Consider the following 25,318-nt stretch of genomic DNA (forward strand, 5'->3'; position numbering starts at 1 on the left):
TCGGCCATTATTATAAGCTTATAGTCGAGTCTTAAAATTATTGCAAAACCCTTTTTTTATGCTATAGAAATTAATAGTCAAAAATATTTGGAGCGAGCATGTCCAATAAGCGATTTGCCGATAGGCTAAATAGAGAATTAGATAGCATAGGTGTTCCACTTTTAGCAAATGAACGTGTTGAAGTATTTTCTAAATTGTTAAAAGTACCTAGATTTAAAGCTGAAGCATATTTAAATGGCGCTGCTATTCCTGATCCAAATCTATTAAATATATTAGCTGACGAACTAGAAGTTAATGCAGAATGGTTATTAGGGAAAAGCGATCTTAAAAAGAGAAAAGACTCCTAATTTCCTTCTTTTTATTACCCTTGGAATCTTTGCTTAGATGTCTTAGGCTTAGCATGCTTCTCAATATATTGAATTATTTTCCCAGCAATATTAACGTTAGTAGCTTTCTCTATTCCTTCAAGGCCAGGTGAGGAGTTAATTTCTAAAATTAAAGGCCCATGGTTTGAACGAATTAAATCTACCCCGGCGACCTTTAAACCCATTGTTTTTGCAGCGCCCACGGCGATCGCACGTTCTTGTGGCGTTAATATGACTCTAATTGCTTTTCCTCCTTGATGCACATTGGCTCGAAAGTCTCCTTCCTTTGCTTGTCGTTTAACGGCAGCTACAACCTTATCGCCAATAACAAAACACCGTATATCAGTCCCTCTTGATTCTTCTATGAATTCTTGTACTAAAATGTTAGCAGACATCTCTTTAAACGCGTTAATAATACTAACTGCCGATTGATGACTATCAGCTAAAATCACTCCCTTTCCTTGTGTACCTTCAAGTAATTTAATGACTAGAGGAGCGCCTCCTACCATACGGATTAAATCCTCAGTATCATCAGGTGATTGAGCAAAGCTTGTCAGCGGTAAAGGAAGACCTTTTCTTGCCAATAATTGTAAGGCACGAAATTTATCTCTTGAACGAGAAATGGCAAGCGATTCATTTAAAGTATACATGCCCATGGTTTCCATATGCCTTAATACAGCTGTTCCATAATAGGTAATGGATGAGCCAATTCGAGGGATAACCGCATCATATTGAGGCAAGGGCTCCCCTCCACGGTAATGAACTTTAGGGCAAGAAGTTGCAACGTTCATATAGCAATAAAGAGGATTAATAATATGGACTTTATGTCCTGCCTCTTCTCCCGCTTGTTTTAAGCGCTGATGAGAATATAATTGAGGGTTAGTGGCTAAAATCGCAATTTGCATATAAGTCATTCCTAAATAATTTTATTGCGGCTACTACCACAAAACCAATTCATGTCTTTTTATTTTTAAAAATTAATTAGTTAGGCATAGGACAACTAAATTTATTAAACATTACTTTAAATTAAGTATAGCCTGACAAATATCTACTAAGAGAATATTAATAAATTAATAGTCGGGAATACAATTAATTGAGCAGTAAAGGCAAATTATATCCTTTATTGCTCAAAAGAAAATACATTTTATAATTAGATTTTACTATTTAAGCCATTTAACCTACTAAAAGCTGATAATCTTTAGCAAGTAAGGTAGCTTGATGAGGAGTAGTGAAAAATGCGCTTAACTCACCTTTTGGATTAAATAACATAACAGCGCCGCTGTGTTGCATATCATAGTTTTCTGCATCGGTTGCGTTAGGCAAGCTGACCTTGCTATAAGCCACGCCCATTTCATGAGTCATTTTCTTAACTATTGATTCTTCACCACGAGCACCATAAAAATGAGAATCAAAGTTACTAACGTAATTTTTTAATTTATCTAACGAATCTCGATTAGGGTCAATGGAAATCATGACGACTTGTGGCAAAGGTTTAATGTGTTCTTGTTCAAGGATACGGTACATTTTAGCTAATTCACTCAAGGTCGTTGGACATAAATAACCGCAACTAGTAAATCCAAAGAATACCATTGTCCATTTACCATGGAGACTTTTATTATTAAATGGCTGATTATCTACTCCGATAAGATTAAACTGTTGTATTTCCCTGGGTTTTTGTAACAAGGTGCCATGAAATTGTTCGGGGTCTATTTTTTTCTCTTTATAAAGAGAGTTTGACATTGTTATACCCATTACTAATGCTATAACAGCAAAAACGCTACCTAGTACAACTCTTTTTTTCATTGGCATTTTACTCCTCCAAGCTGGAAATCCATTTTACTTAATTAAAAGTTGATAAAGTTAAATTACAACTATTGTTTTATTTTCAACGCTAAACCATATAATGATCTAGTAATAAGAAAATAAATAACATCATTAGATAGATAATAGAAAAGCGAAAGGTACGCATCGCAATAATAGGCTCTTCTTTCAAATAAAGAAAAATTGCCCAATATAGAAAACGTGCCCCTAATAAAAGTGCACCAATTAAATATAAGCCACCACTCATACCTACTATAAATGGCAACATACTTACGGGTAAAAGCAAGATAGTGTATAACAAGATGTTTAATTTGGTAAATGCTACACCATGAGTTACTGGCAACATAGGAATAGCTGCATTTCTATACTCTTTAAGGCGATAGATTGCTAGTGCCCAAAAATGAGGCGGCGTCCAAGTAAAAATAATTAAAACAAGTAGGAGAGCTTGTGGATCAAGTTGATTGGTAATGGCTGTCCAGCCAAGTAAAGGAGGCGCAGCCCCTGCTAACCCACCAATAACGATATTCTGTGGCGTTGCTCGTTTAAGATAACCTGTGTAAATTCCAGCATAACCTATTAAAGTAATAAAAGTCATAACTGCGGTTAATAAATTAACAAAAACAACTAAAATAAAGAGTCCAATTGTACCTAGTATCAAAGCAAAATAGGATGCTTGTTTGACAGATACTCTTCCTTGTGCGACTGGCCTTTTACTAGTACGTTGCATTAGCGCATCAATCCGTTTATCTACTAAATGATTAATAGCAGCAGCACTACCAGCACAACATCCTACCCCTAATAAAGTAGCAGAAAGTGTTGCTAAAGGCACCCAACCAGGCGTGGCCAAGAACATCCCTACTATGACAGTTAAAAGCATTAAAGCAACAACACGTGGCTTACATAACTCGAGATAATCTCGCCATATTACGGGTGATAAAGTTGACTCATTAGAAGACATTACTTAATTCTCCTTTGAGTAAAGTAAAGCATAGATAATGAGGTTGCTAATAATAATGCAGCAATACCATTATGTGCAACAGCAATACTTAAAGGTAATAAGTAAATTACATTTAAGGCGCCTAAGGTAATTTGTATAAGAATTAATAAAATAATTAAGATAGCCAGCACTCGCATAGCTTTATCTTTTACCTTCCATAAGATTACCGCCGCCAAGGATATCATATAGAATGCAACAACAAACGCGCCTAACCTATGAATAAATTGAATTGTAATCCTTACTTCATTTTCTAATAAACCACCTTGATAATTAGCACCAACTGTTGAAAATAGATGAAAACCTTGAGCCATATGTAGTGGTGGCCACCACTGACCATTACATTGAGGAAAACCTATACAAGCAATTCCTGCATAATTTGCGCTCACCCAACCACCTAACGCAATCTGACAGAAAATTAGCCCTATGCCTAAACTAATCCAAAATTGCCATAATGATAATTGTCGTAAAGAAGTTGAGGAATGATTTAATTGTATTCTTAAACGGAAAAGTAAAGAAAAAATTAATATACCACCTAACAAGTGAGCCATTACAACAATAGGTAATAATTTTAAAGTTACAGTCCACATACCTAAAGCTGCTTGAAATAAAACTAATAGCATAAGCATTATAGGTAGAAGCTTTGCCTGCGTCTTATCTTTGTATAATAACCATAAATTGTAAAAACCAATGGTAAAAATAAATAGAGTTAACAAGCCAGCGGCATAGCGATGTACCATTTCTGTCCAAGCTTTACTAGCTTCAATAGGGACTTGCGGATAGTTTAATTGAGCTTTAGTTAAGTCCTGATTAGCGCTTGGTAAAACTAAGTGACCATAGCAGCCTGGCCAATCTGGACATCCGAGACCAGCATTTGTTAAACGGGTATAAGCGCCTAACATAACAACCGTTAATGCAAGCACTACCGCGCTGGTTACTATATAAAGTTCTAATTTGGAATTTTTTTTAAACATCAATTACCTTTCTCATTTGCGTGCAATAACTTTTGAAGATCATGAAAGATATCTTCAGGACTTGTAGCTGGCTTATAAGCCAAAACCAAGTAATTATTCGGATTAGCAATAAAGATACGCATATGATTATCAAGCTTTTTCTGCCTATCTTGTTGAGCTTTGGAAATTAACAATAAGTGAATATCTTGCTCATGTAGACGATCATTAAGCGAGTAGGGAAATTGATTTTGATCATTCATAATAATTAATTCATCTACATTTAAGAGACGTCTACCTAAAGCTAAGCGAATGCGAGCTAATTTATCAATTTGAGTTAAACAATTTTTCTTACAGTCATGGGGTATCCATAAAACTAAACGCCATTTGGGTTGCTCATGAATGTTTTCTAACAGCTCTGGAGGATTTAACAACTCCCCTTTATTAATTGATTGTCCCTGTAACCAATGGGGGTGAGTATAAAATAAATAAGCTGCAGCCCCTGGAAAAACAAAAATTAATGTCAGAATTAGCAATGTAACATAATTATTCTTTCGTATTTTATTCATTAGTCTTCTTTAAACTTAACCCAATAAAAATCAACCAAATAACCAATGCCATAGCAAACCACTGCAACGCGTAAGCTTTATGGCGCCCCGGAGGCATAGAAATAATTGCCCATTCACGGATATAGCCATCCTTTTCCAATTTATTTAAGCGAATGATAAATGGATAAACAGATTTATGCAAAAATTGGCTAATTTTTACAGAATCTATTTGCTCTATAACAGCTAAATTAGGCGTCTTTTTTTCTAAAATTTGGCCTAGAACCCAGTTTTTGGAAGAAGGATAATAAACTTGACCTAGTAATTGCAATGACTTATTTAGCGAAGTAATTGTTGGAAGTTTGCGTCTGTCCAAATCCCCTTTAATCCAGCCTCGATCAATTAAAATAACTTTTCCATCGGAAAGCAGAAGCGGCGTTAAAACATTATAGCCAAATTGATGCTCATGATGCTGATTATCTAATAAAAATGTTTGAGGAAGGTATTGACCTTGAACAGTAATTTGTTGGTATTGCTGTGGTTTAATATTAGTCTGCCATTTAATAGGCGCCTTTGCTGATAAGTACTCCTCCCTTATTAGCATGTTTTTTTTCTCATCAGCACGATTTAACTGCCATATCCCTAAATAGATAAAAAATGAACTTAAGAAAATAACACCTATTATCCATAGCCAATTAAAGGTGAAACGACGATAAAAACAAGTTAAACTGGCCATTCTTTTTCCTAAGCGAATAAATGTTAAAACCATCTAAATAAGTAATTCTTGCTAACTATTTTAGATAATTAACAAATAAAGCGTTGTAATAAATCGGGGAGTATAACAAATGTTCACCAAAATTTTTATTATTAGTGTTATGTTTATCATTTTAGCTGCATTAGGTAGCAGTTTGATTTTTTTAGTTCGTGATGAAGGTAAAACAAAGCGAACTGTTAAAGCTTTAACTTGGCGTATCGGCTTATCCCTGGCCTTATTTATTTTTCTTTTTTTAGCATTCAGTTTTGGTTGGATACAACCGCACACAATTTAATTTTACTGAAATTAATCAAATCTTGCTCTAAATTGTTGAAGATTAACTATCATTAAAGAAATAGAGTTCTTACATAACTTGTGAATTTTGCTTTAGTGCAAGGCGTAAAGGTTTGAGGAGCGGCGTTTATATGGTGTAGGAGCACTGCAAAAACGTTTACAACGCGCAGACCCAGGTTATGCAAGAACGCCAATATAATTATTTAATTTGTCTTCAATCTTCAGCAGCTATATTTACAGGAGACAATTTTATTAAATTTATGCAAGATGAATTTTTCCTTGCACTCTATTCAATTTTATGCTTATAAATAAGTTTCAAAGGAAAAAAATACAACAAGGAGTCGTCATGGGAACTAAAGAAGAAGATCTTGTTGGTGGCGTAGAGCTTGCTGAAAACCCACTATCTGAGGTAGTTATCCGTGAATCATATAAAAATGAGCAAGATAATCTGCAAAAAATAGCCTTAACTCAAGAACATCTTTCCCAAATAAAAAAGAATCTTGCTGAAATTATCGATATTTTGTCTAGAAATAGAAGCTTAGTTACTAAAGCAGCCGATTATTGGGGAGGATTGCCATTGTGGCAAAAACTTGTAGGTGGTGCCGTATTAACTGTGCCTACTCTTGCAGCAGGTATTGCAGCACAGCTAGGAGCATTATTAGCTTTAAGTGGCGCAACGGTAGCTGTTTATACAACTGGCAGTATTATTCTTGATGACCACCACAATTACAATAAAAATATAACTGAAGAATTAAAAAAGGGAATTTTTAGCTTAGCAGACATATTAGCAATTACCATTTCAGCATTAGATAAAATTCGATTAGAACTCTCTCAAGAACTTGAAAAATTTAAAGAACAAAATGATAAATTAGCTGGCAATATAGGCTTACTTAATGACAGATTAGAAACATTGAGTAATCAAGTAGAGATTTTTGTTCTTACTGAAAAACTATTACGCGGAACTCAAGAAAAATTGGAGCAAGAAGCGGCTCGACTTAGGCAAACAGCGGCAGATAGTGAAGAGTTATTGAAAAAAAATGAGCTTGAATTAATGCAAGTTAGGAAAGATTATGAAAAAAGCCGAGAGCAGCTTAACGAAAAAGTAGCTGAACTTGCTTATGTTAGACTTTCTATGGAAGCAGAAGTAAAAAAGGCTAAAGATGTTGCTACGACTCTACAAACTACTGTTAAAACTTTATCCGGTACAGTGATTGATGATAATAATAAACGCGAATTTTTCCAAAAGAAAATTGCTATGATAATCGATACCAGTGAGCAAAATGCTCTACTTATTAATAATAGAGTGCAAGAATTAGAAAAAGAATTACAGGAAGTAAAAGAGCAGTTAGAACAGAGTAATAATCGATATCGTGACTTGTTAGATAGGCAAGAAAGTCAAGTTGAACGCTTAGAGAGAATGGGGGTTACAGAGTCCAGACTTAAGCAAATCCAAGAAGACATAGATAAACTTACTGAAAAACGTGCCTTGTATGACGAAGCAAACTCCATAGCAATCTTTCCCGGTCCTTCAGTCCCAACTACTGACTCTTTAACACCAAAAGGTGAAACAGGCATTCTTAAGCACGGAATATATGCTAAGTCAAAGACTAAATTGATTCATCCAGACCTCAATTCTGATAATCTACTTGTGCCTGTAAAATAGCCGCTATATGCGGCTATCTCATAAAATCTAAGGCGTGACCACTGTAGGCGTGCCGCCACCTAACAATCCCATAACTAAGAAAATTAAGAATATAACGATAAATATAAAGAAGAGTACCTTAGCAATACCTGAAGCAGCTGAAGCAGCCCCTCTAAAACCAAAAGCACCTGCAATAATGGCTATTATTAAAAATAATAGTGCCCATCCTAATAAAGACATATGTCACTCCTTGAGTTAAAGGAAAAGTTATACGAATCCTCCGTACAGCCTATGTGATTCCTTTTTTATATTAGCCGTGTTAACCCCTATTTGTAAAATATAAATTGCGATAATTTTTCTATTGACTCGTTAAAAAAAGTGATAGTCAAAATATACATAAGAAATTGTATTTAAAAGAGATAAAAAAATAGAATCCTTGTAAATTTATTACAAGCCAAGTATATAATCATTCAAGACAAAGTTTTAAATGATAATAAATTAAATGACAATTTAATACTACCTTGCTAAGGTAATGTTGCCGAAGGATTTTGCAAAAATTTTACTGACATTGGAGTTAGTTATGCTTATTTTTTTAAAGCGTTTTATTGGGCTACTATTTATTCTCACTACTCTTTCTGCATCTGCTGCTGAAAAATGGATATTTGATGATCAACACACCTATGTTCAATGGACTATTAAACATTTAGGATTTTCTTATCAAACAGGCAAATGGTTTGTTAATGGCGAAATTATGCTCGATCCTAAAAATCCTCAAAATAGTAAAGTCATTGCCAATATTAAACTTGATAATGTTATTACAGGCATTCCTGAACTTGATAAGCACTTACGGGAAAAACTTTTCTTTGATACAGCACAATATCCTATTGCGACTTTTTCAAGCAAACAGATTGATATTACTGGCAAAAATACAGCTAAAGTTCATGGGACATTAACTCTACATGGTATTACGAAACCAGTTACTTTAGATGTCATTCTAAATAAAATGGGTAAACATCCCATGAAAGAAAGAATGACTGCAGGATTTTCAGCTACAACAACAATTAAGCGTTCTGATTTTGGTATGACTAACTTACAAGATGCCTTAGGAGATGATGTAAAAATTGAAATTGGCGCTGAAGCATATCAAGATAGCCAGCCTACATTATAAGGTATAATCATGGATATAAAAAACACTAGTTCTCATTATGGCCTAGTTGCTATTATCTTGCATTGGCTTTTAGCTATTATTGTAATTGCCATGCTATGTGTTGGCTTATATATGGTTTCTCTAGACACAAGCCCTGAAAAACTAAGATTATACGGCCTACATAAAGCATTTGGGGTCGTGGTTTTAACTTTGGTTACTCTAAGAGTTCTATGGCGATTTATAAATATCACGCCCCAATTAACGATCCCCCGCTGGGAGAGAAATGCTGCTTTAACTGTCCATTGGTTGCTTTATATTCTGTTGTTTGCAATGCCTCTTACCGGTTGGCTGATGTCATCTGCAGCAGGCTTTCCAGTTTCCTTCTTCGGTTTATTTACGCTTCCCAACCTCATTGCGCCCAATGATTACTGGCGTGACTTTTTTGCTCAAGCACATGAACTCTTAGCGTATATTTTAATTGCACTTATTACATTGCATGTATTTGCTGCGCTAAAACATCATTTTTATGATAAAGATGATACGATACGGAGAATGTTGCCATGAATTGGTCATTAAGACTACTAGGAATTATTAGCCTAGTTTCTTTCTCTTCTCTGCTTTTTGCTAATAATTTATCCAAATGGGAAATTTTACCTGATCAAAGCAGCATTACTTTTACTGCAATTCAAAATAATGCACCTGTGTCTGGCCAATTTAAGCGCTTCGATGGTGAGATCATAGCTGATGCGGAGCAATATGCATCTAGTCGCATTAATATAAATATCGATATAGCTTCATTAAGTGCTTCTTATCATGACTTAATTACAATGTTACTATCAGCGGACTGGTTTGATGTTAAAAAATTTCCTATCGCAAATTTTAAAGCGACTCATTTTAATAAAGTTAACAAAAATACTTATACAGCAGATGGATTATTAACTATTCGCAATAAAACCGTACCTACGATCCTAACTTTTACAGCAGACGAAAATAATAGGGGTTATACAGTAGTTGAAGGAAATACTACGATTAAGCGAACTCTTTTTGGAGTTGGGCAAGGTGAATGGTCGGATGTGAGTACGGTTAAAGATGAGGTACAAATTAACTTTAGGGTAGTTGCACAAAAAATAACATAATGTAATTTCTCAATTTTATCAATTAAACATCGGTTCACTGGCCTGTCTCTAAATGCAGAAACCACCCGAAGGTGGTTTCTTTAAGATCAGATTAAAAACATAAAAGTCTTTAATTGATCTACACTTTAATTATAGTAAAACACATGATTTTGTCAATTTTTTGTACTATTAATTTTATTATATTCTTTTAGATGTTTTAAAAAATAGTCAGGAGGCTGTAATGAAGCATAAAGTACATAAAAAGAATGTAGAGGAAATCAGCGTTACAGACTTTAATCTTATTTTAAATCCTCTCTTAAATAAAGGTTCTGCGTTTACGAATGAAGAACGAGAAGAATTCAACTTATTTGGCTTACTTCCGCCAGAGGTAAGTACAATGGAACAACAGCGGGCACGTTCTTACGAAGCTTTTCGCAGTAGAAAAACAGATCTGGAAAAATATATTTATTTACGCGATTTACAAGATTCTAATGAAACGCTTTATTACAGTTTGCTTATTGAACATATTACTGAAATTATGCCTATCGTTTATACTCCTGTTGTAGGTGAAGCCTGTCAATCCTTTAGTCATATTTATCGTCGTCCGCGTGGGGTTTTTATTGCCTACCCTGATAGAAAACGCATTGATCAGATTTTAGCAAATCCGCATTTTGATTCTGTTAAAGCCATCGTCGTTTCAGATGGGGAACGTATTTTAGGATTAGGCGATCAAGGCGCTGGTGGAATGGGCATTCCTATTGGTAAACTTGCGCTCTATTGTGCTTGCTCTGGTATTCATCCAAGTGCAACTCTACCTATATTACTTGATACAGGGACAAATAACCCGGACCTTATTAATGATCCCCTATACATTGGCTGGCGACATGAACGCATCCGCGGTCAAGAATATGATGATTTTGTTGATGCATTTATCAAAGCCATAAAGAAACGCTTTCCTCACATCTTATTACAGTGGGAAGATTTTGCACTGCAAAATGCAACTCGTTTATTAGATAAGTATCGCAATAAACTTTGTACATTTAACGACGATGTGCAAGGAACTGCCGCTATTGCAACAGGCACACTTTTATCAGCTGTACAAGTTACTCGTATCCCATTAGGTGAACAACGCATAGCTATTTTAGGTGCAGGTACAGCAGGTTGTGGCATAGCAGAATTAATTATTCATGCCATGATGGAAGATGGATTATCTGAAAAAGAAGCACGTAAACGTATTTTTATGGTTGATCGAAATGGCCTATTACTTGATGAAATGAAGGATTTATTACCCTTTCAGCAACAACTAACGCAAACACGAGCAGCAATCGCGGACTGGAAACTTGAAAATAAAAATAACATAAGTCTTTTAGATGTCATTAAAAATTTACATCCTCATGCATTATTAGGTGTATCAGGGCAGCCAGGATTATTTACAGAAGAAATTATTCGAGAAATGGCATCGCATGTTAAACAGCCTATTATTCTCCCCCTATCTAATCCTATTACGCATAGCGAAGCAACACCCACCGATTTAATGCTTTGGACGGAAAGCCGAGCTGTTATTGGAACAGGAAGTCCCTTTGGTAATATTGTTAAAAACGGCAAATTATTTCGGGTAGATCAAACCAATAATGTTTATATTTTTCCAGGTATGGGTTTAGGTTTAATATCAGTTCAAGCACGGCATGTGACAGACAAAATGTTTATGGTAGCAGCAAAAGCACTTGCCAATTGCTCACCAGCGCAAAAAGATCCTGAAGCGAATTTACTACCTCCCTTAACTCAAGTTAGAGAAGTGTCTTATCAAGTCGCTTTAGCAGTAGCTAAGGAAGCTGTAAGAGACAATTTAGCAAAACCTATGAGTGATGATGAAATTGAGACATGCATAAAGAGTCATATCTGGGAGCCAGTATATGTACCTTACAAATACAAGAAATAGCTGGCTTAGTAGTAAATTAACCAGCTTTTTTTAAATAATCAGCAAGTTCTTGTTCAGGTAAATTCATTATATTTTTTTGAATAACCTGTTTAATTTTATTTTGAATTTTATTAGATAAATAATGATGAACAAGCCCATATAGTTGTGCCGGCATAATTAATGTTACGGCTTCATACTGATTATGATTGTCAGCTTGTTCTAATTCTTGAGCAATTTCATGGGCAAAGCGGTCAATATTATAATCAATACTACTATTTCTTTCAGTAAAAGTACCACGAGTTGCGCTACCACTAATAGCGTAGCGTCCAGGCTTATCAGTATCTAAATCTTGATTTTTTAATTTATTTTCAGGATGACTAATTTCTTTATACACACGTATATTGCTTTTTTTATCATAGTAATAGATACGACACTCATTAGTATTAGCAAGAATAATCCACTTCATAGCAAACTCCTTTTATTAAGTTTAATGACGATAGGTATACGCTTCGCCCCAATTTTTTACAGCTACTTCGCTAGCCAATAACATCGTCATCTCTTCGGATGGTAATGCTTTTGAAAAATGAAAACCTTGTATTTGATCACAACCTCCCTGACGCAAGACCATAAGCTGCTCAAACGTTTCTACCCCTTCAGCAATGACAGTTAAATTTAAACGATGTGCCATAATAATGATGGCTTCAGCGATAGCGACACTATTTTTATCAAAGGTAATTTCATTAACAAAAGAACGATCAATTTTTAAAGTATCGATAGGAAAATAACGCAAATAACTCAAACTTGAATAACCTGTTCCAAAATCATCTAATGCAATATGAACGCCCAGTTGTTTTAATTCATTCATAATTTGAATTGCTTGTGCTACATCTTGCATAATTAAACTTTCAGTTAACTCTAGTTCTATGAGGTCTGGATTAAGCTTAACCTCTTCAAAAATAGCTTCTATCGTTTGAGCTAAATTTCTTTGGCGAAATTGGCGAGCTGATAGGTTAATACCGAGTCTTGCTAATGGAATACCTTGTTCAGCCCAAGCTTTACGCTGTTTAATAGCATTACGTAATACCCAATCTCCTATAGGCAATATTAAGCCTGTTTCCTCTGCAATATTTATAAATTGATCAGGTAAAATTAAACCTTTTGAAGGATGACGCCATCTAAGTAAGGCTTCCGCACCAAATATTCGACCTGTATTAGACTCAACTCGAGGTTGATAATGGATCTCAAACTGGTTATTTTTCAAAGCATTTCTTAAATCTGCTTCCCAATACCAGCGCGCCGGATCGCGATTACAAGAATTGGATGTATAAACGCAATAGTTATTGCCACCTTGCTTTTTGGATTGTTGTAGAGCAGCACTTGCATTTTTTAAAATTTCATCAGCATCCCTACCACCCTTAGGATAAGTAGCAATGCCAATACTACACATAATATAAATTTCTTGCCGATTAATTAAATAAGGCTGGTTGAAAACATCTAAGATGCGCTGAGCAGTATGTACAATATCATCATTATTTTGTGGACTTTTTGCCAATAACACAGCAAATTCATCGCCCCCGATGCGAGCAACTGTATCCATATCACGCACAATTGAAATGAGTCGATTAGCTGTAATTTGTAAAACTTCATCGCCACTAACATTGCCTAAGGTATCATTAACCAATTTAAATCGATCTAGCCCTAGACAAAAGATGACTAATTTAGTCTCATTCTTTGCAGCAATATTAATTGCTTCATTGAGACGCTCAGTAAATAACACTCGATTTGGTAATCGCGTCATATGATCATAATGCGTTAAATACTCAATCCGTTTAGCATCCGCTTTTTGCTCACTGATATCTTTTATATAGAGAAAACAATACCCTTCGCCATGATATTCAAAATAAGTTGCGGAAATTTCGACAGGAATTTTTCGCCCATCTGAATGGGAGTGAATAGACTCACTACGCCTAGAACCTTGTGACTTTAAAATATTCCACTGTGATGGCCAATCAATTTCTCTACTATTAATATCAAATTCTTCAATTGACATACCAATTAACTGTTTGTGAGAATAACCTAAATGGCGGCAAGCAGATTCATTAGCATACTTAACTTTACCATCAGCACCGATTTGTATTATCGCGTCATCAGCATGATCCACTGCAAATTGAGTTAATTGTAAGTTTGACTCTAGATAATGTCGAGAAGTAATATCTTCAATCGCAGGAACTAGATAACTTACCTCCCCCTTAGAATTAAATAGAGGATATAAGAAAAAGTTGGAAATACACATCTTGCCATGTTTATCTCGAATATAAATTTCAAAATGGATTGTATCGCCTTTTGCAGCCAATTTAATGGCTCTATGTAGAAGCTTACGATTCACAATAGAAGATGACCAGCAAGGAATATTAGGTAAGGGTTTATCTAAAACTTCCTCAGCTTTCATACCAATTAAATCAAAAGCAAGTTTATTGACATATGTAAAAATACCATCTTTCGTTAATAAACCAATAAATACAGTATGGTTGCAATTATTAGAAACCTGTTTTGCTTGGAATTTTGCCTTATTATTTTTAAGCTCCAATTCATCAATGCTTAATAAATCAATATATTTACTTTCTTTAGAGGTTGCTGCGTCTGGTTTACTTACATTTTTCATAGTTTATACCTTTAATTAATTAAACTATGCATAATCATTGTAAAATAACTTAAGTATAAAATTTGCTTTAAAATAGTTGGCTTAACTTAAATATAGTGTGGTAGATAAATAATAACTAGAGATAATTTTAATGGTAAATTGTATGTCTATTATTAATTCTAGCTTAATTTAAAATAAGATTTCTGGATAAGAAAAAATATCTTCTAATCTCTATTTTTATTTAAACGAGCAAAATAATAAAATTTTGATATAAATAACAAGTGCTTAATAATTTAATTTAACCAAAATTTATTAGCTTTAATTAGTGTGTATACTTTTAAAAAAGCCTGAAGTCGAAGTAGGACGTTCTGCTTCATCTTATCTTATATTCCGTAACTTGTTCGCTAAATTTAGAAATCTAGAGACATTACTGGATCCTGCGGACACGCCGCAGGACGTCGTTGAGTAGGAAGATCAGCTACAGGATGTGAGCATAAAGAAGCGTAATTGTTTAGGAGCTTCAGCTCTCTTTCGTCTACGTTCCGCGACTTGTTAGCGGAATCTAGGAATCTTGCTACATCACTGGATCCCGCGAACAAGTTGCAGGACGTAGAGCATGAGAATGAAGCCGCGGTACGTAAGATAGGATAAAACCGTAGCATGTTAAGACAGGATCAGATTTTTAAATATATCTTAGTTTTTTTAATTATTGTCTATTTTTTATTTTGAGCCACTATAAATGTAACTACCGGCGGCAAGCACGAAAGAATAATTATACTATAAATAACAATAGAAAAATTTTCTTTAATGATTGGAATGCTGCCAAAAAAATAGCCAAAAAATAATAAACTTCCTACCCAAACTACAGCGCTTAAAATATTATAATAAGAGAATTTCACTGGACTCATATAACTTACTCCAGCAATAAAAGGAACAAAAGTACGAATAATAGGTAAAAAACGAGCTAAAAAAATCGTTTTTCCACCATTTTTTTCATAAAATTGATGCGCTCGCTCAAGATGTTTTCTATTAAAAAACCAAGAATCTTTGGCCGTAAAAACACGTGGCCCAATTACCCTTCCTATTAAGTAATTAACTTGATTTCCTAAGATAGAAGCACCACTTAATAATAAGAAAAGAAAAATGATATTAAGCGGGCTAGATGGATAAGCGGCAAAACTACCAACCACGAAAAGCAATGAATCACCTGGTAAAAAAGGGGTAATAATCAACCCCGTTTCACAAAAAATAACTGCAAACAAGACCAAATAAGTCCAGACACCGTAAGTAGAAGCAAAATTTACTAAATAAGTGTCTATATGCAAAAGAAAATAAATAAAATCCATCAGCATGTTATAGCTTTCCGTAATTAACTTTAAATAAATTTAATGTTCTATTAATAACGATAATGCTCTGGCTTATAAGGTCCATTGACATTTACACCAATATACTCAGCTTGCTGCTCGGTTAATTCAGTTAACTTAGCACCAATCCTTTTTAAATGTAAGCGAGCAACCTTTTCATCTAAATGTTTTGGTAAAGTATAGACTTGATGCTCATAATCATGTCCATTCTTATATAATTCAATCTGCGCTAAAACTTGATTGGTAAAAGAAGTAGACATGACAAAACTTGGGTGACCTGTCGCACAACCTAAATTAACTAAGCGTCCTTCAGCAAGTATAATAATCCGTTTACCATCTGGAAAAATAACATGATCGACTTGAGGTTTAATATTTTCCCAACGATATTGCCGCAAACTTTGAATATCAATTTCAGAATCAAAATGTCCAATATTACATACTATGGTTTGATTACGCATCCTAAGCATATGCTCATGGGTTACAACATGGTAATTGCCAGTTGCCGTAACAACAATATCTAACTGCTCTGCAACCTCGTCTAAGGTCACAACTCGATAACCTTCCATAGCTGCTTGTAGCGCACAGATAGGGTCTATTTCAGCAATTAAAACGGTTGCGCCTTGACCACGTAGTGCTTGCGCACAACCTTTACCAACATCACCATAACCAATCACTAGCGCTACTTTTCCAGCAACCATGACATCAGTAGCACGCTTTAGACCATCTAACAGTGACTCTCTACAACCATAAAGATTATCAAACTTTGACTTTGTAACTGAATCATTGACATTAATAGCTGGTGTTTTTAATAAACTTTTTTTAGCCATATCATATAATCTAGCGACGCCAGTCGTTGTTTCTTCTGAAATACCCCGAATGTCATCCAGTAACTCAGGATATTTATCATGAATAACAAAGGTTAAATCACCCCCATCATCCAATATCATATTGGGCCGCCAACCATTTTTAGCTAAAATTGTCTGCTCAATACACCACCAATATTCACCTTCAGTTTCTCCTTTCCAGGCAAAAACAGGAATACCTGCTGCAGCAATAGCCGCGGCAGCATGATCTTGAGTAGAGAAGATATTACAAGAAGACCACCGGACTTCAGCACCTAAAGCAATTAACGTTTCAATTAATACTGCTGTTTGAATAGTCATATGTAAGCAGCCTGCGATACGCGCGCCTTTTAGTGGCTGCTCTGCTGCGAATTCTTCTCGTAACGCCATTAACCCCGGCATTTCTGTTTCAGCAATCGCAATTTCTTTACGGCCCCATGCAGCAAGAGAAACATCTGCTACTTTAAAATCATTAAAGGTTTTGCTTGCAGCAACGGTGGTTGTATTCATAAATTATCCTTTAATAGATGCAGTATATTAACATAATTAATTTTTAGCCTACTTCTAATTTAGAAGATAGGCTAAAGTAGAGTTTTTATAACCTATTAGACAACTGAAATTGACTACTATAAAGCTTGTTTAAGTACATCTACTTTATCTAATCGTTCCCAGGGAAATTCATCACGACCATAGTGACCATAAGTAGCCGTCTGTCGATAGATAGGACGTAACAAATCATGCTCGTCAATTATACCTTGTGGCGTTAAATCAAAATGCTTATTTATTAGATTAATAATATCTTGATTAGGTAATTTACCTGTTCCGAAGGTATTAATACTGATTGAAGTGGGCTCCGCCACACCAATTGCATAAGATACTTGAATTTCACATTTATCTGCAATCTCGGCTGCAACAATATTTTTTGCAACATGTCTTGCGGCATAAGCAGCAGAACGATCTACTTTAGATGGATCTTTACCGGAAAAGCAGCCACCTCCATGTCTAGCCATACCGCCATAAGTATCGACAATAATTTTTCTACCAGTTAAGCCACAATCGCCTAGAGGCCCTCCAATAACGAAACGACCGGTGGGATTTATAAAATAACGCGTATTGTTTGTTAACCAATGACTTGGCAGTACAGGCTTTATGATTTCTTCATGAACCGCTTCCATTAGATCAGCATGTTGGATATCTGGGTCATGTTGAGTTGAGAAAACAACTGTATCAATTGCTACAGGTTTTCCTCCTTCATAATGCAATGTTAGTTGGCATTTAGCATCGGGTCTCAGCCAAGGTAACTTTTGCGATTTCCGAAGATAAGCTTGTCTCTCCATTAAACGATGAGCGTAAGCAATCGGCGCAGGCATAAATACATCAGTTTCTCGGCTTGCATAGCCAAACATTAATCCCTGATCACCAGCACCTAAAATTCTAGTCTCTAAGTTATCGACGCCTTGCGAAATATCAGGTGACTGTTTACCAATTGCTGACAAAACAGCACAAGAAGCCCAATCAAAACCCATTTCTGAACTATTGTAGCCAATATCTTTGACTACGTTACGCGTAATGTCTTCAACATCAACCCAAGCCGAAGTAGTAATCTCTCCGCCTATCATAACCATGCCAGTTTTTACAAATGTTTCACAAGCAACTCGAGCCTTAGGATCTTTTTTAATGATAGCATCTAAAATAGCATCAGAAATTTGATCGGCGATTTTATCAGGATGACCTTCAGAGACTGATTCTGAAGTAAAGACATGAAATTCGTTCACTTTATTCCTCTTGAATTATTAGCATTGTGCATCATCGTTATAAATTGATCAAAAATAATCTCTATATCATGTGGACCTGGACTTGCTTCAGGATGACCCTGAAAACCAAGCGCAGGTTTCAACTTATGTTTAATACCTTGCAACGTTTGGTCGAATAAAGAACGATGGGTTATCTCCCAATTATCAGATAAGGTTGTTTCCTCAATCGTAAAACCGTGGTTCTGACTGGTAATAAATACGCGTTTAGGTTCGCATGTTTCTACGACAGGATGATTAGCACCATGATGTCCAAACTTCATTTTCATCGATTTTGCATCGCTTGCTAACGCTAAAATTTGAAATCCTAAACAAATACCAAAAATTGGTATTTCAGTTTGTAAGAATTTTTTAGTCGCTTCAATAGCATAAGTACAAGCCTCAGGATCACCTGGGCCATTAGATAAAAAAACGCCGTCTGGATTAAGAGCTAAGACTTCCTCTGCACTAGTTTGCGCCGGCACAAGTGTAACGTGACAGCCCTTATCATAAAGAATTCTTAGTATATTGTGCTTAACACCGAAATCATAAGCAACCACGTGATATTGTAAGGGTTTTGAAGCTTCGCCCCACTCCCCACGACCCTGATCCCAGCGCTCAATGGTCTGTCGTGAAACGTCAGAAGCTAAATCTGTACCATTTAACCCAGCAAAAGACTCTGCTTTAGCTAACGCTAATTCTGGTTTATCGACTTTAGTACTAATACAACAACCAAGTGCCCCTTTTTCACGAATGATTGTTGTTAATTGCCGCGTATCAACGCCTGAGATAGCAACAATATTATTTTTTTTAAGCCAGTCAGATAACGTCTGATTAGAACGGTAATTACTTGCCAAGGGCGAGTAATTACGCATTACAAGGCCTGCTGCCCATATTCTTGATGCTTCCATATCCTCATCATTACATCCTGTATTACCAACATGTGCAGTTGTTAACATAACGATTTGCTTTGCATAGGAAGGATCGGTGAGCATTTCTTGATATCCTGTCATGGCGGTATTAAATACCAGCTCACCCACACAATCACCATTGGCACCCACTGAAATACCCTCTACAACAGTACCATCAGCAAGCGCTAAAATTGCGGGTTTATAAACCATGAGAAAAAACCTTATATCGAGACAATCAAAACTTAAACATTAAGGAGTGCATATTATACCGAATGATAGGTTATTAAGTATAGTATTATAAACCTCTCCTCGCTTTAAATAAGGAGAAGTTTATCATTTACATAGATTTAAATTAGCAGAATTATTTCAAAAACTTAAAATTTCATATCTTCAAAAAATTTTTTTACCCCATCAAACCAACTAGTTGACTTTGGTGAGTGAGTTTTCTTACTACTCTCTAAAGATTCTTGTAACTTAGTTAGCAAATCTTTTTGCTCTCGTGATAAATTAACCGGTGTTTCAACAGCAACCCTACACAATAAATCACCTGGCGCATGGCCTCTGACTGATTTCATCCCCTTGCCACGAAGGCGAAATACCTTACCCGTTTGGGTTTCTGCAGGGATTTTTAAAGTAACCCGACCTTCTAAAGTAGGCACTTCGATAGTGCCACCTAACGCTGCTGTGGCAAAACTAATGGGAACTTCACAATGAAGATCATTTTCATGGCGCTCAAAGATACTATGAGCTTTAATATTTATTTGAACGTATAAATCACCTGGCGAGCCTCCATGAAGGCCCGCTTCGCCTTCACCACTTAAGCGAACTCGATCACCATTATCAACACCAGCAGGAATTTTCACAGTAAGCTTTTTGCTTTCTCGAACGCGGCCTTGACCATGGCAGCTGGTGCAAGGCTCGGTAATCACTTTACCTTCACCATGGCAACTTGGGCATGTTTGTTGAATTGAGAAAAACCCTTGTTGAATACGTACTTGACCTATACCATTACAAGTTTCACAATTTTTAGGAGAAGAACCAGGCTTCGCACCTGAGCCAGCACAGTTTTGACAGATTGCATGCCGAGGGACGGTAATTTCGATTTGTTTACCTACCGCTGCTTCCTCTAAAGTTAATTGCACATTAAATTGTAAATCAGCGCCTCGATGAGCCCTGGATTGGCGAGCGCGACTGCCAGAGAAAATATTTTCAAAAATATCTTCAAATACATCCCCAAATCCACCAAAGCCAAAACCGCCAGCTCCTGCACCACCGCTAACGCCAGCGTGACCGTATTGATCATACATAGCCCTTTTCTGGGAGTCAGATAAAATAGCGTAGGCATTTTGAATTTCTTTGAATTTTTCTTCAGCGTCATTATCATTGGGATTACGATCAGGATGATACTTCATCGCTAATTTGCGATACGCTTTTTTTATTTCATTATCATCAGCGTTTCGATTAACGCCAAGTACTTCATAATAATCCCGCTGGTCCATATTTTACACCAATTAATTTAATGACTGCATTTATTTAAACAGTAAAAATACAAAGGAGTGTTTCACACCCCTCCCCAATATTATTTTATTAAGTCAAACATAATTAACTTAACTGTTAATTAATCTTGTTTAAAATGGTCCCTTAAGTGCAATTAATCTTTTTACTATCATCACAATTAAGAGACTTTTTCGTTTAAATTAACCACTTGTTAAGCAATTTTTGTTAACTAAATTATTTTTTATCGTCTTGAACTTCTTCAAATTCAGCATCAACAACACCACTGTCATCTTTAGGCGCTTGTTCAGTATGCGCTGTTTGATCATCAGGCTGCGGCCCACCCGCACCACCTTGACCTTCAGCTGATTTTTTAGCATAGATACGCTCAGCCATTTTTCCAGAAGCATCAGTTAAGATTTTCATTTTATCTTCTATTTTAGCTTTATCATCCCCTTTGACTGCTTCTTTCAGATCCGCAATGGCCGTTTCAATACCTCGCTTTTCATCTTCCGATAGCTCATTTGCTAAATCACCTAATGATTTTTCACTGCTATGAATTAAGCTGTCAGCTTGGTTACGCAAAGCAGCCATTTCTTTAAATTTCTTATCTTCTTCAGCATGAGCTTGCGCATCTTTAACCATGTCATTAATTTCTTCATCACTTAAACCACTTGATGCTTTAATAACAATGGATTGTGCTTTACCTGTCGCTTTATCTTTAGCTGATACATTAAGGATACCGTTAGCATCAATATCAAACGTCACCTCAATTTGTGGAACACCACGTGGTGCTGGAGGAATATCAGATAAATCAAAACGACCTAAGGATTTATTCGCTGATGCTTGATCACGTTCACCTTGTAAAACGTGGACAGTCACGGCTGTTTGACGATCTTCCGCTGTAGAGAATACTTGGGTTGCTTTAGTAGGAATTGTGGTATTTTTCTCAATAAGTTTAGTCATCACTCCACCAAGGGTTTCTATACCTAAGGATAGCGGAGTTACATCTAATAAAAGAATATCTTTTACATCACCAGATAATACTGCTGCTTGGATAGCTGCGCCCACCGCTACTGCTTCATCTGGATTGACATCTTTACGGGGTTCTTTACCAAAAAGCTCTTGTACCGTTTTTTGTACTAAAGGCATTCTTGTTTGACCGCCTACTAAAATAACTTCATTAATTTGAGAAACATTAAGTCCTGCATCTTTTAATGCAATTTTACAAGGCTCGATAGTACGCTCTACTAATTTTTCTACTAGTGATTCAAGCTTAGCTCGAGTTAGCTTGATATTCATGTGCTTAGGACCTGAAGCGTCTGCTGTAATATAAGGTAAATTGACATCAGTTTGTTGCGATGATGATAATTCAATTTTAGCTTTTTCAGCTGCTTCTTTAAGACGTTGTAAAGCAAGGGGATCACTATGCAAGTCAATGCCAGTATCTTTCTTAAATTCAGCTGCTAGATATTCAATTAGCGCTAAGTCAAAATCCTCTCCGCCTAAGAAAGTATCCCCGTTTGTAGCTAATACTTCAAATTGATGCTCACCGTCAACTTCAGCAATTTCAATAATTGAAATATCGAATGTTCCACCACCTAAGTCATAGACAGCAATCGTTGCATCGCCACGTTTTTTATCCATTCCATAAGCTAATGCTGCAGCAGTAGGCTCATTAATAATACGTTTAACTTCAAGGCCTGCAATACGTCCAGCATCTTTTGTAGCTTGTCTTTGTGAATCATTAAAGTAAGCAGGTACGGTAATGACCGCTTCTTTAACCTCTTCGCCAAGGTAATCTTCTGCCGTTTTTTTCATCTTACGCAATACTTCAGCAGAAATTTGCGGGGGCGCTTTATCTTGGCCTTTTACCCTAATCCAAGCGTCACCATTATCTGCCTTAATAATCTTGTAAGGGACCATCTTAATATCTTTTTGTACGATAGAATCGTCAAATCGACGGCCAATTAGACGCTTAGCTGCAAAAATAGTATTTTCAGGATTAGTTACAGCTTGGCGCTTCGCTGATTGTCCTACTAAAATCTCATCATTATCAGTAAAGGCGACAATAGAAGGAGTTGTGCGTAAACCTTCTGCATTTTCTATTACGCGTGGCTTATCACCCTCCATTATCGCTACGCAAGAGTTTGTTGTACCTAGGTCAATTCCAATAATTTTTGCCATATTTATTTTGCTCCAAGTAAGAAGTTTTAACCGCAATGATCCACATATGGGGTAAAATTTAACAATTTCAAGTCATCACTGATCTTTTCGTTAGGATTTATTTTTTTGCCACAATAACGCGCGCCGGTCGAATCACTCGATCGCTTAATTTATAGCCTTTTTGAAATACAATTAATACACTATTTGGCTCTGCATCAGGTGCTTCTTGAATAGACATCGCTTCATGTTCTTGTGGATTAAATATTTCCCCCTGGGGATCAATGGCTGTCACTTCGTATTTATTTAATACATCTAAGAATAGTTTTAAAGTTAGCTCTAGACCTTCAAGCATCGCTTTTTGCTTTTCTTTTTCAGCTATTTGTAATGCTTGTTCAAGGCTATCTAATACAGGAAGTAGTGACGTAATAAATTTTTCTAACCCATAACGATGCGCATTAGCAACATCTCGCTCAGCTCGCCGTCTGTAATTTTCAAGCTCTGCTACAGCTCGAACTGCCTTTTCCCAGTTTTCATGTGCTTTTTGTTCAGCTAACGTTAACTGTTCCTCTAAAGCAGTATAACTCGGATGGCCTAGTACACTATCTGCTTGAGCATCTTCTTTTTCTTCTTCAAGATCAATATTTTCAACTGATTCCTCATTCTCCAGCTCATCATCTAAATGTTCATTATTTTTTTTAAACTTTTTCCAATCTTTCGTAGTATTGTCACTCATTAAAAACCTCCCCAATTACTTGACAAGCTAAATTGGGGGTAAATGTAAAAAATTCAAGTCTTTAATAAAAGTTTTTTACGTTACTTCGGCTATTTTGTATGAAATTATTAAATTTTAACTTTTTTATAAAGCGCTATAATGCTTTAAGCAGCTTATAGGGCTACTTTTTCTGCCTTTACTTGCAGCATATAATCATTTATCGCATACTTAGCCATCAGACTAGGCAAAAAGGTTTTTGTATGAGTGCATGGTCGCCAATTTCTTGGCAGAAATTTTCATATCATCAGGCGGCGACTTATCCTGATCCAGCGCAAGTTGCACGTGTTGTTGAGCAGTTATCTGTTTTACCTCCCCTTGTAACAGGTGGTGAGATTAAAAATTTAAAAAAAGCACTTGCTTTGGCAGGCCGTGGTGAAGCCTTTATTTTACAGGGCGGCGACTGCGCTGAGTCATTTAATGATTGTCGCGCTGAAATTATTAGCAATAAATTAAAAATCATGCTTCAGATGAGCTTAATCTTGCTCTACGGTATGCGTAAACCTATTATCCGCGTTGGCCGTATTGCAGGCCAATATGCCAAGCCTCGCTCTTCTGATTTTGAAACAATTAATGGTATTACATTACCAAGCTACCGAGGGGATTTAGTCAATTCTCAGCAATTTGATGCACAATCTCGTATCCCTAACCCTAAGCTTATGTTACAAGGCTATAGTTGCGCTGCAATGACACTTAATTTCATTCGTGCTCTAGTAAGTGGTGGATTTGCTGATTTAAATCACCCCCAACAATGGGACTTGAGTTTTGTAGAGCATTCACCTCAAGCCAATGAATACCATGAGATTGTAAAATCGATTGCTGATTCTTTAGAGTTTTTAGAAGCCATTGATGGTATTCGCAGTAGCAGTATTAATAAAGTTGATTTCTATACTTCTCATGAGGCGTTACACTTGCATTATGAACAAGCGTTAACTCGTTATCTTGATGGCGGCTGGTATAATTTATCTACTCATTTTCCCTGGATAGGTATGCGTACAGCTCAATTAAATAGTGCTCATCTTGAGTTCTTACGAGGCGTAGAAAACCCTATAGGAATTAAAGTAGGCCCTTCTGCTAATCCCGAATGGCTTAAAGAAGTTTTAAATATTATCAATCCAAAAGGCGAAGAAGGGCGAGTTGTGCTTATTACTCGTTTAGGCGCTAAAGATATTGGTAACTTATTACCTCCTCTGATTGAAGAAGTTAAACGAATTAAAATTCCTGTAACCTGGTCTTGTGATCCTATGCATGGAAATACAGAAACAACGCCAGAAGGAATTAAAACACGTCATTTTGATAATATTTTATCGGAATTACAGCAAGCCCTAACTATCCACCATTCCATGTCTAGCTATCTAGGTGGTGTACATTTTGAACTTACAGGTGAAAACGTGACAGAATGTATTGGTGGTGCGCGCGGTCTAAATGAAGCTGATCTTAAACAGGCCTATCACAGTTTAGTTGACCCCCGACTTAATTATGAGCAATCTTTAGAAATGGCCATTAAACTTAGCCGTGAATTTAAACAATAGACCTTGTGTATAATACAGCCAGCTTTCCTAAGTTGGCTTCTTCCTATCAATAAATTTATTACTCTTAATTTTTCTAAATTTAAAATTTCACTTACAAAAAAATAAACACATTGAGAAAAAATTTATTTTAAGATAGATTATGCGCCCATAACGGATAGCCTAGGTATTTATTAGTATTTATAGCTTTCTTTAACTCTTAATGAGCAATGCTATTAAGGAGAAACTAAGTCTTAAATTTAATATTTATAATCTAAAGTGCCAAAC

At 36.0% G+C, this 25,318-nt stretch carries 24 protein-coding genes; 8 read left to right on the forward strand and 16 right to left on the reverse strand.

Annotation, left to right across the window (positions count from 1 at the left end; all coding sequences use genetic code 11):
- The first annotated feature begins 98 nt into the window (after nucleotides 1-98).
- The gene (locus tag E1P04_RS00900; RefSeq protein ID WP_131781048.1) at nucleotides 99-347 is read left to right on the forward strand and encodes a hypothetical protein; all 249 of its coding nucleotides are present in this window, start codon (nucleotides 99-101) and stop codon (nucleotides 345-347) included.
- A gap of 14 nt (nucleotides 348-361) precedes the next feature.
- On the opposite strand, the gene rimK is transcribed toward E1P04_RS00900, so the two are convergent.
- From rimK to E1P04_RS00930, 6 genes are all read right to left on the reverse strand, one after another.
- Nucleotides 362-1,270, reverse strand: a complete 909-nt coding sequence (gene rimK / locus E1P04_RS00905) for a 30S ribosomal protein S6--L-glutamate ligase (RefSeq protein WP_131781049.1) — start codon at nucleotides 1,268-1,270, stop codon at nucleotides 362-364.
- 268 nt (nucleotides 1,271-1,538) lie between these two features.
- Nucleotides 1,539-2,174, reverse strand: coding sequence for an SCO family protein (locus tag E1P04_RS00910; protein WP_131781050.1), 636 nt, complete (start codon nucleotides 2,172-2,174; stop codon nucleotides 1,539-1,541).
- Nucleotides 2,175-2,256: 82 nt separating this feature from the next.
- Nucleotides 2,257-3,144: a heme o synthase gene (cyoE, locus tag E1P04_RS00915; RefSeq protein ID WP_131781051.1), complete on the reverse strand. Its 888-nt coding sequence runs from the start codon at nucleotides 3,142-3,144 to the stop codon at nucleotides 2,257-2,259.
- Nucleotides 3,144-4,154, reverse strand: coding sequence for a COX15/CtaA family protein (locus E1P04_RS00920; RefSeq protein WP_131781052.1), 1,011 nt, complete (start codon nucleotides 4,152-4,154; stop codon nucleotides 3,144-3,146). Before E1P04_RS00920 ends, cyoE begins: the two co-directional genes overlap by 1 nt.
- Nucleotides 4,154-4,699: a hypothetical protein gene (locus E1P04_RS00925; RefSeq protein ID WP_131781053.1), complete on the reverse strand. Its 546-nt coding sequence runs from the start codon at nucleotides 4,697-4,699 to the stop codon at nucleotides 4,154-4,156. The genes E1P04_RS00920 and E1P04_RS00925 overlap by 1 nt, the downstream gene beginning before the upstream one ends.
- The gene (locus E1P04_RS00930; protein ID WP_131781054.1) at nucleotides 4,692-5,411 is read right to left on the reverse strand and encodes an SURF1 family protein; all 720 of its coding nucleotides are present in this window, start codon (nucleotides 5,409-5,411) and stop codon (nucleotides 4,692-4,694) included. Before E1P04_RS00930 ends, E1P04_RS00925 begins: the two co-directional genes overlap by 8 nt.
- Before the next feature lie 109 nt (nucleotides 5,412-5,520).
- Here E1P04_RS00930 and E1P04_RS00935 point away from each other — a divergent pair, with 109 nt between their 5' ends.
- Both E1P04_RS00935 and E1P04_RS00940 read left to right on the forward strand, forming a co-directional pair.
- Nucleotides 5,521-5,724 (forward strand): twin transmembrane helix small protein, encoded by a 204-nt coding sequence (locus E1P04_RS00935; protein ID WP_115330307.1) that lies wholly within the window; start codon nucleotides 5,521-5,523, stop codon nucleotides 5,722-5,724.
- 345 nt (nucleotides 5,725-6,069) lie between these two features.
- Nucleotides 6,070-7,386 (forward strand): LegC2/C7 family Dot/Icm T4SS effector, encoded by a 1,317-nt coding sequence (locus E1P04_RS00940; RefSeq protein WP_131781055.1) that lies wholly within the window; start codon nucleotides 6,070-6,072, stop codon nucleotides 7,384-7,386.
- 27 nt (nucleotides 7,387-7,413) lie between these two features.
- Here the strand turns inward: E1P04_RS00940 and E1P04_RS00945 are convergent, their stop codons facing one another.
- Nucleotides 7,414-7,605, reverse strand: coding sequence for a DUF1328 family protein (locus E1P04_RS00945; RefSeq protein WP_131781056.1), 192 nt, complete (start codon nucleotides 7,603-7,605; stop codon nucleotides 7,414-7,416).
- Nucleotides 7,606-7,945: 340 nt separating this feature from the next.
- Between E1P04_RS00945 and E1P04_RS00950 the strand changes: the two genes are divergently transcribed.
- The 4 genes from E1P04_RS00950 to E1P04_RS00965 all read left to right on the forward strand — a co-directional run bounded on the left by E1P04_RS00950 (nucleotide 7,946) and on the right by E1P04_RS00965 (nucleotide 11,566).
- Nucleotides 7,946-8,533 carry a YceI family protein gene (locus E1P04_RS00950; RefSeq protein WP_131781057.1) on the forward strand — a complete coding sequence of 196 codons (588 nt, stop codon included), beginning with the start codon at nucleotides 7,946-7,948 and terminating at the stop codon, nucleotides 8,531-8,533.
- Nucleotides 8,534-8,542: 9 nt separating this feature from the next.
- Entirely contained in the window at nucleotides 8,543-9,076 is a 534-nt protein-coding gene (locus tag E1P04_RS00955; protein ID WP_131781058.1) for a cytochrome b, read from the forward strand.
- A complete protein-coding gene (locus E1P04_RS00960) occupies nucleotides 9,073-9,648 on the forward strand; it encodes a YceI family protein (RefSeq protein WP_131781059.1) in 576 nt (191 codons plus the stop codon). The genes E1P04_RS00955 and E1P04_RS00960 overlap by 4 nt, the downstream gene beginning before the upstream one ends.
- A 220-nt stretch (nucleotides 9,649-9,868) precedes the next feature.
- Nucleotides 9,869-11,566, forward strand: coding sequence for an NAD-dependent malic enzyme (locus tag E1P04_RS00965; RefSeq protein WP_131781060.1), 1,698 nt, complete (start codon nucleotides 9,869-9,871; stop codon nucleotides 11,564-11,566).
- A 16-nt stretch (nucleotides 11,567-11,582) separates the two neighbouring features.
- Here E1P04_RS00965 and E1P04_RS00970 read toward each other — a convergent pair whose 3' ends face one another.
- From E1P04_RS00970 to grpE, 9 genes are all read right to left on the reverse strand, one after another.
- Nucleotides 11,583-12,011 carry a host attachment protein gene (locus E1P04_RS00970; RefSeq protein ID WP_131781061.1) on the reverse strand — a complete coding sequence of 143 codons (429 nt, stop codon included), beginning with the start codon at nucleotides 12,009-12,011 and terminating at the stop codon, nucleotides 11,583-11,585.
- Between the two features lie 21 nt (nucleotides 12,012-12,032).
- A complete protein-coding gene (locus E1P04_RS00975) occupies nucleotides 12,033-14,207 on the reverse strand; it encodes an EAL domain-containing protein (RefSeq protein WP_131781062.1) in 2,175 nt (724 codons plus the stop codon).
- 692 nt (nucleotides 14,208-14,899) lie between these two features.
- Nucleotides 14,900-15,538, reverse strand: coding sequence for a DedA family protein (locus E1P04_RS00980; RefSeq protein WP_131781063.1), 639 nt, complete (start codon nucleotides 15,536-15,538; stop codon nucleotides 14,900-14,902).
- Nucleotides 15,539-15,582: 44 nt separating this feature from the next.
- Nucleotides 15,583-16,902, reverse strand: a complete 1,320-nt coding sequence (gene ahcY / locus E1P04_RS00985; protein WP_131781064.1) for an adenosylhomocysteinase — start codon at nucleotides 16,900-16,902, stop codon at nucleotides 15,583-15,585.
- A 116-nt stretch (nucleotides 16,903-17,018) separates the two neighbouring features.
- Complete coding sequence (metK, locus tag E1P04_RS00990; RefSeq protein WP_115330298.1) at nucleotides 17,019-18,167, reverse strand: methionine adenosyltransferase; 1,149 nt, start codon at nucleotides 18,165-18,167, stop codon at nucleotides 17,019-17,021.
- Nucleotides 18,164-19,303, reverse strand: coding sequence for a glutamine-hydrolyzing carbamoyl-phosphate synthase small subunit (carA, locus tag E1P04_RS00995; RefSeq protein ID WP_131781065.1), 1,140 nt, complete (start codon nucleotides 19,301-19,303; stop codon nucleotides 18,164-18,166). The genes metK and carA overlap by 4 nt, the downstream gene beginning before the upstream one ends.
- A 164-nt stretch (nucleotides 19,304-19,467) precedes the next feature.
- Nucleotides 19,468-20,592 carry a molecular chaperone DnaJ gene (dnaJ, locus tag E1P04_RS01000; RefSeq protein WP_131781066.1) on the reverse strand — a complete coding sequence of 375 codons (1,125 nt, stop codon included), beginning with the start codon at nucleotides 20,590-20,592 and terminating at the stop codon, nucleotides 19,468-19,470.
- 232 nt (nucleotides 20,593-20,824) lie between these two features.
- Nucleotides 20,825-22,774 carry a molecular chaperone DnaK gene (gene dnaK / locus E1P04_RS01005; protein WP_131781067.1) on the reverse strand — a complete coding sequence of 650 codons (1,950 nt, stop codon included), beginning with the start codon at nucleotides 22,772-22,774 and terminating at the stop codon, nucleotides 20,825-20,827.
- Between the two features lie 97 nt (nucleotides 22,775-22,871).
- Nucleotides 22,872-23,486 (reverse strand): nucleotide exchange factor GrpE, encoded by a 615-nt coding sequence (gene grpE / locus E1P04_RS01010; protein WP_131781068.1) that lies wholly within the window; start codon nucleotides 23,484-23,486, stop codon nucleotides 22,872-22,874.
- 239 nt (nucleotides 23,487-23,725) lie between these two features.
- On the opposite strand from grpE, the gene E1P04_RS01015 reads away from it, so the two are divergent.
- On the forward strand, nucleotides 23,726-25,054 hold the full coding sequence (locus E1P04_RS01015) for a 3-deoxy-7-phosphoheptulonate synthase class II (RefSeq protein ID WP_131781069.1): 1,329 nt from the start codon (nucleotides 23,726-23,728) through the stop codon (nucleotides 25,052-25,054).
- Nucleotides 25,055-25,318 lie beyond the last annotated feature (264 nt).

Source organism: Legionella gresilensis, from assembly GCF_900639865.1.
Lineage (GTDB): Bacteria > Pseudomonadota > Gammaproteobacteria > Legionellales > Legionellaceae > Legionella_C > Legionella_C gresilensis.